Annotated in this window: 19 protein-coding genes and 3 tRNA genes; 14 read left to right on the top strand and 8 right to left on the bottom strand. The window is 39.9% G+C overall.

From position 1 onward, the window contains the following. Positions 1-132: 132 nt before the first annotated feature. Positions 133-1,356 carry a BPL-N domain-containing protein gene (locus N2257_05310; protein MCX7793804.1) on the top strand — a complete coding sequence of 408 codons (1,224 nt, stop codon included), beginning with the start codon at positions 133-135 and terminating at the stop codon, positions 1,354-1,356. Here the strand turns inward: N2257_05310 and N2257_05305 are convergent. Further along, positions 1,338-1,411 (bottom strand) — tRNA-Arg (locus tag N2257_05305). The genes N2257_05310 and N2257_05305 overlap by 19 nt on opposite strands. An 80-nt stretch (positions 1,412-1,491) precedes the next feature. On the opposite strand from N2257_05305, the gene N2257_05300 reads away from it, so the two are divergent. Next, a complete protein-coding gene (locus N2257_05300) occupies positions 1,492-2,889 on the top strand; it encodes a hypothetical protein (GenBank protein ID MCX7793803.1) in 1,398 nt (465 codons plus the stop codon). Here the strand turns inward: N2257_05300 and N2257_05295 are convergent. Further along, positions 2,851-3,702: an isoaspartyl peptidase/L-asparaginase gene (locus N2257_05295; GenBank protein ID MCX7793802.1), complete on the bottom strand. Its 852-nt coding sequence runs from the start codon at positions 3,700-3,702 to the stop codon at positions 2,851-2,853. The two genes, N2257_05300 and N2257_05295, sit on opposite strands and share 39 nt — an antisense overlap. Next, positions 3,699-4,886 carry a threonine ammonia-lyase gene (gene ilvA, locus N2257_05290; GenBank protein ID MCX7793801.1) on the bottom strand — a complete coding sequence of 396 codons (1,188 nt, stop codon included), beginning with the start codon at positions 4,884-4,886 and terminating at the stop codon, positions 3,699-3,701. Before ilvA ends, N2257_05295 begins: the two co-directional genes overlap by 4 nt. A gap of 76 nt (positions 4,887-4,962) precedes the next feature. Here ilvA and N2257_05285 point away from each other — a divergent pair, with 76 nt between their 5' ends. From N2257_05285 to N2257_05270, 4 genes are read left to right on the top strand one after another with little or no spacing between them, the layout of a single operon-like run. Beyond that, a complete protein-coding gene (locus N2257_05285) occupies positions 4,963-5,196 on the top strand; it encodes an Lrp/AsnC ligand binding domain-containing protein (protein MCX7793800.1) in 234 nt (77 codons plus the stop codon). Positions 5,197-5,199: 3 nt separating this feature from the next. Next, positions 5,200-5,619, top strand: a complete 420-nt coding sequence (locus N2257_05280; protein MCX7793799.1) for a toprim domain-containing protein — start codon at positions 5,200-5,202, stop codon at positions 5,617-5,619. Beyond that, the gene (locus N2257_05275) at positions 5,601-5,939 is read left to right on the top strand and encodes a YraN family protein (protein MCX7793798.1); all 339 of its coding nucleotides are present in this window, start codon (positions 5,601-5,603) and stop codon (positions 5,937-5,939) included. Before N2257_05280 ends, N2257_05275 begins: the two co-directional genes overlap by 19 nt. Positions 5,940-5,965: 26 nt before the next feature. Beyond that, on the top strand, positions 5,966-6,895 hold the full coding sequence (locus N2257_05270) for an RluA family pseudouridine synthase (GenBank protein ID MCX7793797.1): 930 nt from the start codon (positions 5,966-5,968) through the stop codon (positions 6,893-6,895). A 64-nt stretch (positions 6,896-6,959) separates the two neighbouring features. Here N2257_05270 and N2257_05265 read toward each other — a convergent pair whose 3' ends face one another. Then, positions 6,960-7,478: a nitroreductase family protein gene (locus tag N2257_05265; protein MCX7793796.1), complete on the bottom strand. Its 519-nt coding sequence runs from the start codon at positions 7,476-7,478 to the stop codon at positions 6,960-6,962. Positions 7,479-7,769: 291 nt separating this feature from the next. On the opposite strand from N2257_05265, the gene N2257_05260 reads away from it, so the two are divergent. The 5 genes from N2257_05260 to N2257_05240 all read left to right on the top strand — a co-directional run bounded on the left by N2257_05260 (position 7,770) and on the right by N2257_05240 (position 14,830). Continuing rightward, positions 7,770-9,311, top strand: coding sequence for a hypothetical protein (locus N2257_05260; GenBank protein MCX7793795.1), 1,542 nt, complete (start codon positions 7,770-7,772; stop codon positions 9,309-9,311). Between the two features lie 230 nt (positions 9,312-9,541). Next, the gene (locus N2257_05255) at positions 9,542-9,775 is read left to right on the top strand and encodes a hypothetical protein (protein ID MCX7793794.1); all 234 of its coding nucleotides are present in this window, start codon (positions 9,542-9,544) and stop codon (positions 9,773-9,775) included. A 950-nt stretch (positions 9,776-10,725) separates the two neighbouring features. Further along, the gene (locus tag N2257_05250; protein ID MCX7793793.1) at positions 10,726-13,071 is read left to right on the top strand and encodes a PBP1A family penicillin-binding protein; all 2,346 of its coding nucleotides are present in this window, start codon (positions 10,726-10,728) and stop codon (positions 13,069-13,071) included. 12 nt (positions 13,072-13,083) lie between these two features. After that, positions 13,084-13,434, top strand: coding sequence for a tetratricopeptide repeat protein (locus N2257_05245; GenBank protein ID MCX7793792.1), 351 nt, complete (start codon positions 13,084-13,086; stop codon positions 13,432-13,434). Beyond that, on the top strand, positions 13,418-14,830 hold the full coding sequence (locus tag N2257_05240; GenBank protein ID MCX7793791.1) for a phosphomannomutase/phosphoglucomutase: 1,413 nt from the start codon (positions 13,418-13,420) through the stop codon (positions 14,828-14,830). Before N2257_05245 ends, N2257_05240 begins: the two co-directional genes overlap by 17 nt. Here the strand turns inward: N2257_05240 and N2257_05235 are convergent. From N2257_05235 to N2257_05220, 4 genes are all read right to left on the bottom strand, one after another. Next, on the bottom strand, positions 14,827-15,270 hold the full coding sequence (locus tag N2257_05235; GenBank protein ID MCX7793790.1) for a MerR family transcriptional regulator: 444 nt from the start codon (positions 15,268-15,270) through the stop codon (positions 14,827-14,829). The genes N2257_05240 and N2257_05235 overlap by 4 nt on opposite strands. A 385-nt stretch (positions 15,271-15,655) precedes the next feature. Beyond that, positions 15,656-15,733 (bottom strand) — tRNA-Glu (locus N2257_05230). Positions 15,734-15,757: 24 nt separating this feature from the next. Beyond that, positions 15,758-15,830, bottom strand: a tRNA-Lys gene (locus tag N2257_05225). A gap of 45 nt (positions 15,831-15,875) precedes the next feature. Beyond that, positions 15,876-16,103, bottom strand: coding sequence for a NifU family protein (locus tag N2257_05220; GenBank protein MCX7793789.1), 228 nt, complete (start codon positions 16,101-16,103; stop codon positions 15,876-15,878). Positions 16,104-16,539: 436 nt separating this feature from the next. Between N2257_05220 and rpsL the strand changes: the two genes are divergently transcribed. The 3 genes from rpsL to N2257_05205 all read left to right on the top strand — a co-directional run. Then, on the top strand, positions 16,540-16,911 hold the full coding sequence (gene rpsL / locus N2257_05215; protein MCX7793788.1) for a 30S ribosomal protein S12: 372 nt from the start codon (positions 16,540-16,542) through the stop codon (positions 16,909-16,911). 8 nt (positions 16,912-16,919) lie between these two features. Further along, entirely contained in the window at positions 16,920-17,390 is a 471-nt protein-coding gene (gene rpsG / locus N2257_05210) for a 30S ribosomal protein S7 (protein MCX7793787.1), read from the top strand. Positions 17,391-17,509: 119 nt separating this feature from the next. After that, on the top strand, positions 17,510-17,646 hold a 137-nt coding region (locus N2257_05205), incomplete at its 3' end, for a GTP-binding protein (GenBank protein MCX7793786.1).

The following is a 17,646-nucleotide window of genomic DNA, read 5'->3' as shown; positions in this document are numbered from 1 at the left end:
AAAGATTAGCTAATTATAAAACATAGTGAAAGATAAAAGGGTTTTAATTAACACCTCTGTAGCTAAACGGATTCAGGTTAGACCTTGTCTAATGTAGCCTTTCTCTGGGATGAGTCCTTTTTATGGGGGCTCATGGCATATAAGACATTAAAAGCCCTAGGACTTTCCTTTGAACTTATCCGCTCTGAGGATATAAGAAAGGGTTGTCTGAAAAATTACAGGATGCTTTTTGTACCTGGAGGATGGGCTTCAAATAAATTAAGGTCTCTTGGAATTGAGGGCATAGAAGAAATAAGGAGATTTGTCCTTAGGGGAGGCAACTATTTTGGAATCTGCGGGGGAGCAGGCCTTGCCACAATAGAGGGTGTAGGGCTCTTAAATATTGAAAGAAAGCCAACAAAGCAGAGGGTCCCGAGCTTCAGTGGAAGGATTGAGTTAAATATAGAAAATCATTACATATGGAAAGGTTTAGACAGTAATATTGATTCGAAATGCAGAATTCAGGATTCATGTGACGCTGATCCTTCACGGATATTTTACGCCTGGTGGCCCTCACAGTTTGTAGTTAATGATAAAGATATAAATGTAGTCGCCACCTTTGGAAATGCCCTTCCAGATGCCTTCAGTTCAGATCTTAATGTGGGTGATGTGATGGAAAAGGGTAGCTGGGAAGAATTTGAGAATTTTTATGGAATCAATCTCAATCCAGAAAGGCTCAAAGGCGAGCCTGCAGTTGTTGAGGGAAGGTACGGAGATGGAAGAGTTTTGTTATCCCTTATTCACTTTGATACACCTGGAGATGAAAATGGAGCAGTGGTGTTAAAAAATATCTGGGAATATCTGGGAGATACAGAGCATAGCAGGATAGAGTATAATCCTACATGTTTCATTCATCAGGAATCCGTACAATCTTCAAAGAACCATTACTTTCAAACTCTGCATGACTGCTCCTCAAGTATAATTGATTTTGGTTTAAGAAATTTCCTCTGGTTCTGGAGAACACCAATGCTTCTACAATGGAGGCGTGGCGTAAGGGGTCTTGAGTACTGTACCCTCTATATAATGACAAAGGAGCTTACTGCATTAACAGAACAGGAAACTCTACAACAGCAGGACTTACTACTAAAGGACTTCACTCTTTTTAAAGAAAAGGCCCTTCTTCTTCTTATGCTTGAAAGAACAGATATGCAAAAAGGTATGATAACCTATGAGCATTCAGATAATCCTGATATAAAGACTCTTAGAGTTGAGCTTTTTGGCAATTCCAAGAGTTATGGAGGCAAATTTAAGCAAATCCTGGATAAGATTGATCAGATTCTTTATAAAAAGCTTATAAGCGCGCCTGAGAGGATTTGAACCTCCGACCCTCGGCTCCGGAGGCCGATGCTCTAATCCACTGAGCTACAGGCGCTAATTAATTATACCAGAGTATCAGAAAGGCAGAAAAGATTGAAAAATTTTTAGTAAAACTCATTACCCGTGCAGAGAAGTATGAAGAATACCTATTCACGACTAATAGTAAGGCTGGATGGAAGTAGGCTTGCTGAGGAACCAGATTTTTTTTCAGACCTTGTGAAAAAGGGCATAGGCGGTTTTATAGTCTTTGGTGGAGAACTTGAAGAACTCAGGAAGGGGTTGATATATCTTCAGGGGCTTTCAGAAAATCCTCTGATAATATGTTCAGATCTTGAACAGGGACTCGGTCAACAGGTGAAGGGAGGTTCTATCTTCCCCTCAGCCATGGCTATGGGATATGCCTATAAGAATGATCCATCCTCAATTAACCTTATTGAAAATGCCTTCAGGCATATGGCAAGAGAGGCACTCTATGCGGGTATCAATACAATACTGGCACCTGTTTTAGATATTCAGAGCAATCCTTTAAATCCCATTATTTCTATTCGTTCCTTTGGGGAAGATCCTGAGATTGTTTCAATACTCGGCTCATTGATGATTAAAGTCTTTAAAGCAGAAGGAGTTCTGAGCTGTGCAAAACATTTTCCAGGTCATGGAGATACTAGCATTGATTCTCATCATGAGCTGCCTGTAATAAGAAAATCCATTGATGAATTAATCTCCTTTGAACTCTTACCCTTTAGAAGGGCAATTGATGCAGGTGTTAACATGATAATGATGGGACATATACTTACAACAGGAATTGATCCCGAAAGACCTGCTTCTCTTTCAGAAAAAAATGTAAGGTTCTTAAGAGATACGGGGTTTGATGGACTTATTATCACTGATGCTATGAACATGGGTGCTCTTTCTAAATACGGTGAAATTCATGCCTCTGAGCTCGCTATGGCAGCAGGTGTCGATCTTCTCCTTCATCCTGAAGACCATCAAGGTGTTGCTGAGAGGATTCTGGTTTCTGACAATAAAAGGCTTGAAGGGGTTTATCGATCTCTGTCAGGATGTGATAATCTTTTGCCCGATTTTGAAGGCGCAAGACTGGCAGCAAGAAAGATATACGAAAGGGCATTAACAATTTCTGGAGATATACCCTCAATTAATGACCCTTCTCTTGTAATTATTACTGATGATATATCTGATACCCTGAGGGGAGTCATTCTGGCAAGGATGTTTGACCCTCAAAAGGTTTTCTTTATAAATTCCAGAGAAGATGCGGAGGATATACCTTACAGGAACGGTATTATACTTGCTGTTTTTTCAAGACCACGTGCCTTCAAAAAAACATTCAAGGATTTCAGGCATATTCTGAGATTTTTAGCTGAAAAGGCAGGTCTTATAATATCCTTTGGTAATCCTTTCCTTTTTCACGGGTTTAAAGGCAATGTACTTTATATTTATGATGATACGGAACTTGCAGAGCTTGTGGTTTCTGACTTTTTATTCAAACATATGAGCCCAGGCCATTTTTCTATTTGAAATGGCTATGGCCGAGTCTTTTGTTATAACAATAATTCCTGCCGGAATTTCTGGAGGAAAGGATGCAATTATTTTCTCAACAGCCTTTTCTGCATCCATCCCACTTTCGATCATCTCATAGATTTTTTTTGCCACCATCCTTTTTATTATTTCCTCACCAATCCCTGTTACAGCAATGGCACCCATGCTTCCGGCATAAAAGCCGCATCCAACTATCGGTGTATCACCAACCCTTCCAACAAGCATCGGTGAGGCTCCGCCAGTAGATGAAGCAACTGCAAAGATGCCATTAATGTCCATCGCCACAGCACCAACCGTATCAGTAAAGATTTCAAAACCTTTCCATAAAGGATTTATTTCTTCGGCTCTTTTCTCTGATAGAAGTTTTTTGATCCTTTCATAATTTTCTAATGCTCTTTCTGAAGGACCGGGATGAGGCTCTATTCCATATTTTCTGGCAAGCAAGGTTGCTCCTTCACCGGCCATGGCAACATGTGGTGTATTTAATATTGCCTGAGCTAAAAGCACAGGATTCTTCACATCTCTGACAGCTATTACCATTGCAATCCTTCCAGTGGAGTCCATTATTGCAGCATCCATCTCGATGGTCTTTCCATCAATCCTGACAACAGAGCCCGTACCGGCATTGAATCTACCATCATCTTCCAAGATTCTGACAGCATCTATAACCGCCTGGAGGGCACTGCCATGGTTTCTTAATATTGAAAATCCTCTCTCACAGGCCCTTTCACAGCCATCCCTCCAGTCCTCGGGAGAACCTGCACCTCCATGAACAATAATGCCAAATCTCATTGCTCTTTTACTGTAATACCTTTTTCCTTTAGTAATGATAATATATTAAACATATGTTCTCGGTTTTTAATTTCAAGGGTGAGCTCAACCTCTGTCTTGCCGAGAGGAAGTCCATCAATAAATCTGTTATAAGAAATATTCAGTATATTTGCTCTCAATTTCCCTATTGTCTCTGATACATCCATAAGGCTTAAAGGAGAGTCTTCTACTATTATTCTTATGACACCTGTCCTGTAGTTTGCCAGAAGTCCCCTGTGGAGGATTCTGTCCATAAGTGTGAAATCAATATTTCCACCGCTAAGTATAAGGACAACATTCTTTCTTCTGAATCTATCAGGATTCTCTAAGAGACAGGCTAGGGTGACAGCACCAGCTCCTTCAACAACAAGTTTTTTTCTTTCCATAAGGAATAGAATGGCCTGGGCTATAGAATCTTCTTTTACGGTTAAAACATTATCTACATATTTATTCATAAGCTCAAGAGGCAGTACGCCTATTTTGCCAACTGCTATGCCGTCTGCAATCGTCTGTAGGGGTTTCATCTCAACCGGCTCCGTCTTTCTAAGGGACAAAAAGCCGGACTGAGCCTTTTCTGTTTGAATGCCTATTATTTCTGTATCTGGTAAAAGTGTTTTAACTGCGAGGGCTATACCAGAAATAAGACCACCGCCGCCCACAGGTACAAGTATAGAGTCTACTTCTTTTAAATCTTCAATTATCTCAATGCCTATTGTGCCCTGACCCGCAATGATTTCTTTATCATCAAAGGCATGTATGAATTCATATTGAACCTGTGAGAGTGCATAACTCAATGCCTCAGAGAAGCTCTCACCATAAAGTTCAACTTCTGCTCCATAGGACCTTGTTGCCTCCTCCTTTATAATTGGTGCAGTAATTGGCATTATAACCTTTGACTTGATGCCGAGGGTGGTTGCTGCGTGGGCAACTGCCTGAGCATGATTGCCCATCGAGGCAGTGATTACAGCCTTTTTATTTTTAAGAGAGAGTAATTTGTTGAATGCACCCCTGACCTTGAAAGAGCCTGTTTTCTGGAGATTCTCTGCTTTTAAATAAACAGAGGCATCAAAGAGTTCACTGAAGGAGCGGGAATGTATGAGAGGTGTTCTGTGTATGTAGGGACCGATCTTTTTTACTGCCTGTTTTATATCTTCCAGTGTTAACATTAATAAAATTATACAAAATTCTGATAGAATAAAAAGGAGCTACTTAGTGGCTTTAATTTTTTATAAGGAGGTCTTCATGGCAAGAGTATATGTGCTTGCAAATGTATTACCGGGAAAGGATAAATCTGTGAGAGATATCCTTCGGGCTTCCAAAGGTGTAGTTTATGCAGATGTGGTAACAGGGCAGTATGATATTGTTGCGGTTATTGAGGCAAAGGATATTAATGATATCTTTAACAAGATTCTTAAGGATATAAGAAAAAAGATTAAAGGCATTACAAGAACAGAGACATTCATAGCAGTTGAATAAGGCGTGAAAGAAAAATTAAATGAAGAATCCAGAGAACGTTTTCAGGCACTGGAGGAACTGTTCAGGATTCTTTCTGAGCTCAACAGAAGGATTCCTGTTATAGTTGAAGGAAAGAATGATATGATGGCACTCAGGGCACTAGGTCTTGAGGGTGAGATAATACAGGTTTATGGCGGAAAGAGTCTTTATGAGTTAAGCGAGGAGATTCATGAGAGGTTTGAAAGTATCATCCTTCTTATAGACTGGGACAGAAAGGGAGAGAGCCTTATGAAGACCCTGGGTGAGTATCTTTCCGGTCTCTGGGAGGATTACAGAAACTTCAGGGAAACCCTTAAGATCCTTGCTAGAAATGAGGCCTTTGAAATCGAGCAGATACCTGCTCTGATGGAAAGATTAAAAAGACAATGCGAGATAGAGGCATAAAGGGTGAGAACCTTGCAATAAATTATCTTAAGAAAAAGGGCTATAAAATACTTGAAAGGAATTACAGGACCAGAGCTGGCGAGATTGATATAATAGCCTCCAAAGATGGCATGGTTGTTTTTGTTGAGGTCAAGACAAGAAGCACAGACCTTTTCGGAGCTCCCGAGGAATCGGTTACAAAGGAAAAGCAGGAAAGGCTTAAAAAAGCTGCTCTTTATTACCTCAAAGACCTAAAAAATATGCCGCCCCTCAGGTTTGATGTTATATCTATTGAGCTCAAACCAGAACCAACCATTGTCCATATAGAATATGCCTTTTAAGATATATGGAAGGCAACATTAAAATCATGGCTTTCTATCCGCAAGAAGAGGACAGAGGTCTCCGGCTAGATGTTTATCTTAAGAAAAATCTCAGTATGAGCAGATCACAAATAGAGAGACTTGTTGAAGAGGGTTTCATAAGAGTTCAGGGTAAACAGGTGAAACCTTCACATAAAGTGAGGCCTGGTGAAAAGATAGAAATTATCCTTCCAGAAAAAAAAGCTGAGGGCCTGATACCAGAGGATATACCTATTGATATTATCTACAGGGATGAACACATAGTCGTAATCAACAAACCCCCTTATATTCCTGTTTATCCAGGACCTGGTCATCCTTCAGGAACATTGCTTAACGGTCTTCTTTATCATTTGGGGATTTCGCTTTCCCTTCCCGGAGGACCACTGAGACCAGGGGTTGTCCACAGACTTGATAAAGATACATCTGGAGTGATGGTCTTTGCATTGAGTGAGAAGGCTTATTATAAACTTGTAGAGATGTTCAGGAAAAGAGAGTTAAGAAGAAGATATCTCTGTATTGCCTGCGGAGATATTGCAAAAAATGAAGATCTCCTTTCTACGCCTATAGGAAGGGCACTGCACGATAGAAAAAAATTTTCCACAAAAACCAGGTCGGGAAAGGCGGCACTTACTTATTATAAGGTTATTGAAAGATTCAAAATAGCAACCCTACTTGAGATCTTTTTAAAAACAGGAAGAACACACCAGATAAGAGTTCACATGGCATCAATTGGACATCCTGTGTGTGGTGATAAGACCTACGGAAGAAAGACCTTTATTGAAATTGGAAATCAAAAGATAAAGTTTCCCCGGCAGATGCTTCATGCAGAGAGTCTGGGTTTCAGGCACCCTGTAACAGGTGAGGAGCTCGATTTTCATTCTGAGATGCCTGAAGATATGAAGGAGGCGATAGAGAGATTGAGAGCTTATCGGACATAAAAAGAATGAACTAATAACTGAAATACTTTTGACATGGAAGTAAATAAGATATTCAGAGAAATAATTATTCTCTTACCTCTATAAGTTCATTAATTGACCTTCTAGGTGGAGCTGAAGGAATCCTTGCAGGATAACCCACTGGCACTATTACCACAGGCCTAAGGTGGTCTGGAAGACCGAGTATCTCGGAGACAGCTTTCTCATCAAAGGCACCAACCCATACAGTACCAAGACCTTTTTCATGGGCAAGGAGCATGAGCTGCATTATACTTGCTGATACATCCTGTATAACATAGAGATTTACACCCCTTGAACCGTATCTTGATGCAATCCTCTGGAGGTCTGCACAGCCTACAATCACAAGGGGTGCCTCAGCAATAAAGGACTGACCTAGGGCTGCTCCGGCGAGGGCTTTTTTGATTTTTTTATCCTTTATGAAAAGGAATTTTCTCGCTTGAAGATTTCCTGCACTCGGTGCCCAGATAAGAGCCTCTATTAGCTCATGGATAATCTCATCAGGGATCTCCTTCTCCTGAAAATCCCTTACACTCCTTCTGGCTTTTATAAGGGACAAAAGGCTCATAAATTATTTTACCACACAATTTAAGCTGCCTCATCAAATTTATTACATAAATGCTGGCAGAAATATGGTACTCACCTCAATGTCTTGGAGCGAGAGCTCCTTAGTTCTTCCGAACTACCGACTATTTTCAACTTTAATATAATGAATTATCATGGATTTCTACAATTTCGGAGGGATTTTTTAAGGTAATGCATGTTTACAGTAAGATATATTTGATATAATTGAAATAAGAGGAAAACTATAGCTTTAAGTAATATTTGATTAAGAGGTAATTCCTGTAGGAAGCATTTAATGGTTTCATTTTGTAACCGATTAAATTTATTAATATCAATCCTGATATTAGGAGGATGCGTATACGGTCATATAAAGCCAGAAGATGTAAAGGAATACAGATATTTTCCAGAATATAAAGGATATCTTCCTATTAAAGATAACACGGTACAGGCAGATTGGGTCATACCAGTGCAGACCTCTGATGGCAAGCTCGATTATTCACTTCCATTAACTTCCTATCAGGCGGAGCAGCGTGTAAGGCAGACAGCAGAAAGATATAAAGAACTTCATCCTGTTATATCTTTTCCACTGGGCGTTACTTTGTTTGTTGCTCCAGCTTTTTATCTTGGTTTTAGTCCCCTTCTTATCCTGAGCGAATATTATGCCCATTTTTATCCAGAAAAATTTAGACAGAGGCAATTAAAGCAACTGGAGGAATTTGCAGGAATAAAAGTTAAGATCCAGGTAGTTGACGAAAGGGGAATTGTTATCCCCAATGCCCGTATCATAGAGATGGCTACGCCTTCGGAGTCTCCTGTTTTTGTTGATAAAGATGGGATAAGGTCCTTTGCTCCGCCTGCTATGTATTCTTATACATTATACGATACAAAAATGCTCAAACTTATTGCAGAACACCTTCCTATATGTATTGGGTCTGTAGAGGGTTTTTTCTTTGGTGGATGTAAGAACAGAACCTTTGATCAGAAGGCAGACCTCACGGGTAAAGTAGAATACATAAATCTTTCTGCTGGTCGTTTTGCCCGTTATTCATGGAAGGAGGAGAAGTGGTATTGGGACCGACCACAAACTCCACTTACATTAAGTTTTATTGTATGGGCTTTTGGATTCAAGCCCTCAATTTACAGTGTTTCAGAGGTAAAGGCAGGTGACGAAGTCAATCTCACAGCTGTACTTGAAAGGCTTCCCGATGGAGTCAGGATTGAAAATATATCAAGGGAATTTCAAGGTATACTCGATCGTGTTCCTAAGGCTATTAATATTAAAGCATTCAAAACAAAGATTGACGCACAAGCAGTAAAGGAGATCACTGAAAAACTTAAGGATTGGGTTATGGATGAATCCCTGCCAGATTATATTAGATGGAATGCCTATGTGCTTTTGAAACAAATCTCTCTCTATTTATCATATGATAAGAAGATCGAACAAGAGGTAAAAGCCACAATAGAAAAGGTCAAGGAAGAAGCCGAGCCTCTTACCCCTTATTTAAATGATAGTCCTTACAATCCGTGGCGGCTTAAAGAAAGATATGAAAGCCTCTTTTTTGTACCAGTTGCAATGATGGAGGCTGGTAAAATCTATGGTTTATACGGATATAAAGAGTTAAAAATAGACCAAAAGTTGGTTGATGAAGTACAGGACCTTCTTTCAAAGGCCAGCGCCATTAACCCGGCAATCCCAGAACTTGACAATCTCAGAGCTATAATAGCCCTATCTGAAGGTGACAGAGCACGTGCCCTATCCTATTCCAAATACCTGCCCCACCATCCTTTTTTCAAACTATTTTACGGTCTGAGCCTTAGTGAACCACGCTATAAATAGATGTGAAAGGGTTTGATTAACATAGCCATTTGTGAGGAGGTTTTTAATGAACTATCATAAAAATATAATAAAAAGTCACTCCTATTATCCAGTTTATTCCTTTTATTTTCATGTGCCACTATGCATACAGCAAAGCAACTACAATCTGTCAGTGAGGCACAGATAATCGATATGGGTACTTATACTGTAAAAGCTCCTAACGGTGAAGGATGGGAGGCCGAAATAAAGAAATGGGAATGATAGATTTTATTAGACCTAAAAAGAAAGCTTTAGGGATACTAGGGGGAGCGACTTTAATAAAAGTTTTTTTGAATGGAGTATCACCATATATATGGCATCTCAGCGAAGATGAAGTTGCAGAGAATTACAGGAAACTGGAACAGCAAATTATGGTTGAAAAAGGCATAAAAACTGGGGCATTTAAGCTCGTGGATATTAGTCACAATATGGTCGAATCGAAATAGTGAGACTGCTTATAGAAAAAGGCGCTGATATAAATTCACAACAAGAGGATGGTTAGACTGCATTAATGAATGCGATAGATAGAGGTTACATAGAGATTGCGGGATTCTTGATTGAAAAGGGTGCACGTAAATCTTAAAAGTAAAGGAGGTTGGACGGCCTTGCACGCAGCCGCTTTTCAAGGATCTATTGAAATTATAAGACTCCTGTTAGAAAAAGGCGCTGATGTAAATGCTCAAGAGGACAAACATCTTTGAAAATAGCAAAGTCCTCTAAGCATGAAGAAATAGTTAAATTGCTCAAAAAATCAGGAGCGAAAGAATGAGATTTCGAGGTAAAAGGAGACTTTTTATGCATAAAAAATTCATTATCACTCTTTTTATATAATTTTTGCACTATCTGGTTGTGCCACAATAAGGTCAATGGATGCGTAAGACAATAGCGTTGTCAAAAGATGAGGCGGTTATATTTTAAAAGATTATATTTATTGAGAATATAATGAGGAGAAAATTCCATATGGACTCTGGGGTCGAAAACCAATTGTGCGTCTTTTTCGTATCAAATCCGAAAAATGTTTAAGATGGGGATTGCCTTGTTATGAAAAAGATGGCAGCTTTTACTGGATAGTACCAATAGGAACATATGTAATTCCTGATATTCATAACAAAATAGCAGACGTGCCTCAGAGTTCTATCTGTGTGATGGTAACATATCGTAATGTATAATGCGTAATGCGTAATGAGTTAATCATTACGCACCACTCATCACTGATCACACTTTATGATTATTGATTAAGGTCTTGCACGATGGATCCAATATCAAAGATTAACGGGGTAATGGTATTGCCTTTTCGGCACAACTTTTTGATGCAGGGAATTATCGGGCTCTTTCTGCAAATACCGCTACATGATGGTGCTTGCACTTAGAGAATTACGAAATGTATAATTAATAAATGAAAAAGAAAAAACTTCTCCTCATCCTTTTCCTGAGCCTCTTTATCCTATTCACAATTTCAGGAGCAGGTTATTTTGCTGTTGCTCGGGGTATTCCTACCATAGATGAGATAAAGGAGCAAAAGACCTACAGGGGTACCAAGGTTTTTGCCAATGATAATGTTCTTATAGGAGAGATCACAATCGAGAGGGGAATTCATATATCCATTAAAGATCTGCCAAGGCATGTTATAGATGCTGTTGTGGCTACTGAAGATGAGAGATTCTGGCGCCACGGTGGAATAGATTACATAGCAATAGCCCGTGCACTCATAAATGACATAATTCACGCAGAGATAAGACAGGGTGGAAGTACCATTACACAGCAGCTTGCCAAGGTCATGTTCCTTAGTCCTGAAAGGACAATTTCGAGAAAGCTGAAGGAAGCGGTATTGGCTTTAAGGCTTGAAAAGAACATGACGAAGGAGGAAATACTGGAGCAGTACCTGAACAGAGTATATTTTGGCCATGGTGCCTATGGAATAGAGATGGCATCAAGAATATATTTTGGCAAATCAGCAAGACAGCTCAAGCTCCATGAGGCTGCTCTTCTTGCTGGTCTTATAAGAGCACCTGCTCTTTACAGTCCTTACAACAATATAGTGAGAGCAAGGGAGCGACAGCTTTATGTGCTTCAGAGAATGAGGGATGCTGGATTCATAACAAAGGATGAATTTGAAAAGGCCTCAGCCAGTCCTGTTGAGATATCCGGTTCCAAATCCGAGATATTTATAAATCATTATTTTCTTGATTATGTTAAGAAATACCTCATATCAAAATACGGTGAAGATATGGTTTACAAGGGCGGGTTAATGGTTTACACTACCCTTGATCGCCAGATGCAACTTGCTGCTTATAAGGCACTGAGAGCAGGACTAAGGGAAATTGACAAAAGAAAAGGATGGAGGGGCATTGTTGCCCATAAGGATATAGATGTTGATAAGGAGCTTGCCAATAAAGACAGGGAGATCACGATTGAATATTCACCATCCTCAGAAGATGTGGTTACAGGACTGGTTCTAAAGGTTTCTTCTGATAAGGCAATTATTAAGGCAAAAGGCCTGATAGGAACCCTTTCACTTAAGGATGCTGAATGGGCAAGGGTACAGTATAATCCAAAGACTAATACCTCAAAGATTGTTGAGAAGTTCAATCTTCAATCAATACTTAAACAAGGAGATATTGTTTACGTGAGGTTAAAAGCTCCTGTTAACAGAAAGTCGGCACCTGAGTTTGTTCTTGAACAGGAACCAGAGGTTGAGGGAGCGGTTGTGGCAATTGAACCTTATACAGGATTCATAAAGGCAATGGTAGGAGGTTTTGATTACTCAAGGAGTGAATTCAATCGTGCCATCTATGCAAGAAGGCAACCCGGTTCTGCTTTCAAACCGGTTATATATGCAGCAGCCCTTGATAATGGTTTTACACAGGCAAGCATAATTGTTGATGAACCTGTAGTCTTTGACGAGGAGAAAGAGACAGAATGGTCACCGAAGAACTTTGATGGTAAATACTGGGGGCCCACAATTCTGATTGATGCCCTTGCTTATTCGAGGAATGTAATCACAGTAAAACTTGTGGAAAGTATAGGTATCCAAAAAGTCATAGATTTTGCCCGTCAGCTCGGAATCAATTCCGAGATGCCAAGGGACTACAGTCTTTCACTTGGTTCTCTTAGTATTTCACCTCTAGAACTCACACAGGTGTATGCAACCTTTGCCAGCAATGGCATGAGGATAACTCCACTGGGAGTAAGATACATAATTGATGGAAGTGGCCGGATAATAGAGGAAAACCAGCCAGTACCCGAGGAAGCAATAAGTCCTCAAACATCCTTTCTCATAACCTCAATGATGAAAAATGTAGTTGCCTACGGAACAGGATGGAGGGCAAAGGAACTCGGTAGACCTGTAGCAGGTAAAACGGGTACCACCAATGAATACAGGGATGCATGGTTTATTGGATATACGCCCAATCTTGTTGCAGGCGTATGGATAGGATATGATGATATGAGACCAATAGGTGAGCATGAAACTGGTGCAAGGGCTGCATTACCAGTATGGTTAAATTTTATGAAATCCATTGATCTTGGAGAGCCAGAAGACTTCCCGGTGCCTGAAGGAATTGTGGCAAGGTATGTTGACAGGACCACAGGACTGCTTGCTGACCACGAAGGTACAGGGATAATCCTTGGTTATTTTAAAGAGGGCACGGAGCCAAGGGATTATGCTCCTTTACCTGAAGAAAGGATTAACGAACCTTTGAGACCTGCAGAACCAGGTCCTTTCAGGCCTGAATATGACTGAGAAGGAGGGTTTATGGTTGAAGTTCTGAAATCAAAATTTAAGGTTTGCGGTTTAAGTTTTCTATTTTTTTTCTTAATATCCTCTACAGCCATCAGCCAGACACCTGAAGAGATTTATAACCTTGCAATTAAGTACTATAAGGCAGCAGATTATAAGAAGGCTTCTCAGTATCTTGAGGAATATGTGAAGATAAGGCCTGAGCCACAGGCCTATTATCTTCTCGGTTACTCTTACTACAAACTTAAACTATTTGAAAGGGCAGAAGCTGCATTCAACGAGGCCTATCTTATTGATCCTGAGCTTGTTCCACCAAGATTGGAAGATCAGAAAGATGGAGAAAAGACGGATGGAGCTCAACGATAAGATATTCAGACAGTATGACATACGAGGGATATGGGGAAAGGATTTAACCCCTGATATTGTAAGAAGGATTGCTGTTGCTTATGCCTGTTATTTTATAAGGCTTCATGGTGAGAGATTTGATTTCCAGGAAAAGAGACCGAAAATTACCATTGGCAGAGATATAAGACTTTCCTCACCTGAAATGACGCATTCTATCACCGAGACCCTGCTTGATTCTGGATTCGATGTCATTGACCTTGGAGTATGTCCGACACCTCTTCAGTATTTTTCTCTCTACAGACTTGACGCAGACGGTGGCATAATGGTAACAGCAAGCCATAATCCTCCAGAATTTAATGGTTTGAAGCTTTCCATAGGTAAAGACACCCTTTTTGGAGAGTACATTACCACCATAAGGGATATAGCAAAAAGTGGACTCAAGGTTGAAGAAATAATGGGCAGAAAACCTGCTCCTGGAAAGAGTTCATCTTTTGATATAATCAGCGCATACCGTGAAAGAATGAAGGAAGAATTTAAAGATTCTGGAGCTGGCATAAAGGTCGTAATTGATTCTGGAAATGGTACAGCAGGACTGGTTGCTCCACTGGTTCTGAAGGATATAGGAACAGAGGTCATAGAGCTTTTTTCAGAGCCTGATGGAAGATTCCCAAACCATGAACCTGATCCTGTAGTGCTCGAAAATCTGACCCAATTGATTGATACTGTAAAAAAGGAGAAAGCCCATTTTGGGGTGGGTTATGATGGAGACGCTGACAGGATAGGTGTTGTCAGTTCTGATGGAGAAATTATCTGGGGCGATAAGCTTTTGGTCATATTTTCAAGAGCAATACTTAGAGAGAGACCCGGTTCAGCAATAATAGGTGAGGTTAAGTGTTCCCAGACTCTCTTTGATGATATAAGAGCACATGGTGGAGTGCCGGTTATGTGGAAGACAGGACATTCCCTTATAAAGGCAAAGATGAAAGAAACAGGAGCTGTTCTTGCAGGTGAGATGAGCGGTCACATGTTCTTTAAGGATAGATACTATGGATATGATGACGCCATATACGCAACCCTTAGACTTGTAGAAATAGTCAACAGAACTGGCAGGAGATCTCTTAAAGAGCTTCTTCACGGTTTACCTGAGGTAATATCCACACCCGAGATTCGATTTGAGTGTCCTGATGAGATTAAATTCAAGGTTGTCGAAAAAGTGAAAGAGTATCTCAGGGATTATGAAATCATAGATATTGACGGAGTGCGAATAAAAACACCAGAGGGATGGGGCCTCGTGAGGGCATCAAATACCCAACCGGCTCTGGTCATGAGATTTGAGGCCAGGGATCAGGATTCTCTTGATAGAATCAGGGAAACTGTTGAGGGAGCACTCAGGAAGGCGATGGAGGAAATAGGTTAATTATTTTTTATTAAATTTTTTGATATATAGACAATGCAGTCTTTGCAGATTTTCCCAGAATTTTTCTGGCAGATCATTCTGTTAAGTTCCCAGCACGGTTTTGACCTGTCTATGAAAGCAGAGCACTTTTTTCTTCTTTCTTCCGTACACCGTGTAATTTCCCAGCAGGGTGCGTATTCAAGAAGTCTCTTGATCCCTTCTATGCTTATCTTTTTTTCATGTATCAGTTCTCTTAAACACTGAAGCCACTTAATATCATTTTCTGAATAATAGCGGTTTCTGTTTCTTCTTACAGGTTTTATGAGACCGTGTTTTTCATATAACCTTAATGTCTGATCAGTTGTACCTAGTAACTCAGCCACCACACCGATGGAATAAAGAGGAAGAGATTTTTTGTCCTCTTCAGAAAGCTTTTTTGATGTATCCTTTTTGGACTTCATGTTATCAAAAGAAAATATCCGGTGTTCTAAATTATAAACATATTTAAAACTGAAAATTCAAGCCGTTTAGTAAACTTTAATTTAAATTAATTTCAATCCTGCATAAGTTTTATAAGTAAAACCTGTTAGATATAACTGTCATTTTTCAATATAGATCGCTTACCTAAACCGCTACCATGGTTTTCAATCCTGATTAATAGCCTTTTATAATATTCAAAACTCCTGAAGGCGAATTAAAAATTAATAAAAAGGTGTGATATAAATTAAAAATTCCTTTAGAGAATTATCAAACAGATTCATCATTTACTGATATAGATATCCTTAAGAGAAAAAAAGCCCGGAAGTTATGAGATATTTTTCCAACTTCCGGGCTCAATTTCAATTATGGCGTCCCCAAGGGGATTTGAACCCCTGTTACCGCCTTGAAAGGGCGATGTCCTAGGCCAGGCTAGACGATGGGGACATCAAAATCTTTTATATTTTAAAATGAGCCGCCTGGGATTCGAACCCAGCACACCCGCCTTAAAAGGGCGGTGCTCTACCTACTGAGCTAGCGGCCCGAAGAGATATTAATTTAACCTCTTTTACTTCTTTTTGTCAATGAGTTATACGGCTATAACAGCTTTTATACCCTCTACATGTTTCTTTAATTCAGCTTCAATGCCACCTTTAAGGGTCATGATTGACATGGGACAGGTGCCACAGGCACCAACAAGCCTGACCTTAACAATATTATCATCAGTGACCTCGACAAGCTCCACATCGCCGCCATCTCTCTGTAGAAAAGGTCTGATCCTGTTAATCACCTCTTCAATCTTTGTTCTGTCAAGCATTACAAACCTCCTATTTTAATCAGGAGAATAATTTCTCCTTTTTTTATTTTAACCTATAAAATTTTAAAAAAACATGTCGGGTCATAAAACTTAACGACAGAAATCCTTGACAATTTTTTTCATATTCAAAACAGTCTGATGATCAAAACCAGTGATTCTATAAAGTTCTATCGAGACATTAATTATCGAATAGTACTTGCTTTATTTAAATTATGATAAAATATGAAACATATTAACTTTTAAAAGTCCGGGTAGCACGGGGTATCTTGACAAAAATTTAAAGTTCTGGTAAGGTATAAAGTCTTCCCGAGAAAAGAAGGTCTTCGGCCTTCTTGAGTGATGGGAAGATAGTCAAAAAGTCTCTCCGAGAAATTCTCTGGGAGATTCACAAAAATTAATATCAGGGTAAAAGCCCGGAAATATTTTTGGAGGCAAAGTGCCTACAATAGCTCAACTTGTAAGAGAAGGTAGAAAGAAGGTTGAAAAGAAGACAAAGAGCCCTGCACTGGCTGGATGTCCTCAGAAGAGAGGTGTGTGCACCAGAGTGTATACAACAACACCCAAAAAGCCCAACTCAGCTTTAAGAAAGGTTGCAAGGGTGAGGCTCACAAATGGCATGGAGGTTACGGCTTATATACCTGGTGTGGGTCACAATCTTCAGGAGCATTCAATTGTGCTTATCCGGGGTGGAAGGGTAAAGGATTTACCAGGAGTGAGATATCACATTATAAGAGGAACTCTTGACGCTGCAGGTGTTAATGACAGACGCCAGGGCAGGTCAAAATATGGAACAAAGAGACCTAAGTGAGGTAACAGATGCCGAGGAAGAGAGTAGTTGAAAAGAGAGAGATTCTTCCTGATCCAAAATATAATAATAAACTCGTTAGCAAGTTTATAAATGTTCTTATGAGAGATGGGAAGAAATCCATTGCTGAGAAAATATGTTATGGTGCTTTTGAGATTATAAAAAATAAAACAGGAAACGATCCGCTTAAGATATTCAAGCAGGCAGTTGAGAATGTAAAGCCCGTTCTTGAGGTGAGACCGAGAAGGGTTGGAGGAGCAACCTATCAGGTTCCCATGGAGGTGAGACCGCAGAGAAGGATAGCGCTTGCACTCAGGTGGATTAAAGAGTACGCTAAAAAGAGACCTGAAAAGACTGCTGCTGAGCGTATAGCTGGGGAGCTTCTCGATGCCTATAATAATACAGGAGCATCTATAAAAAAGAAAGAAGAAACCCACAAGATGGCAGAGGCTAACAGGGCCTTTGCTCATTACAGGTGGTAAAAGGAAATCAGATGTCAGGAGCCGGACCCGGAATAATATACTTTTGTTGTTGGAGATCTGGGATTATTTTCAGATTTCTGATTTCTGACTTCTGATTTCTACATACAGGAGAGAAGACCTTGAGAATTCCGTTAGAGAAAATAAGAAACATTGGCATTATGGCTCATATTGACGCCGGTAAGACCACAACTACCGAGCGAATACTCTATTACACCGGCGTGACCTACAAGATAGGTGAGGTCCACGAGGGTACAGC

It is taken from the genome of Thermodesulfovibrionales bacterium, from assembly GCA_026417875.1.
In the GTDB taxonomy this organism is placed as follows: Bacteria; Nitrospirota; Thermodesulfovibrionia; order Thermodesulfovibrionales; family CALJEL01; genus CALJEL01.
Note: the sequence above shows the minus strand (reverse complement) of the source record. Positions and strands in the feature narration are given on the sequence as shown.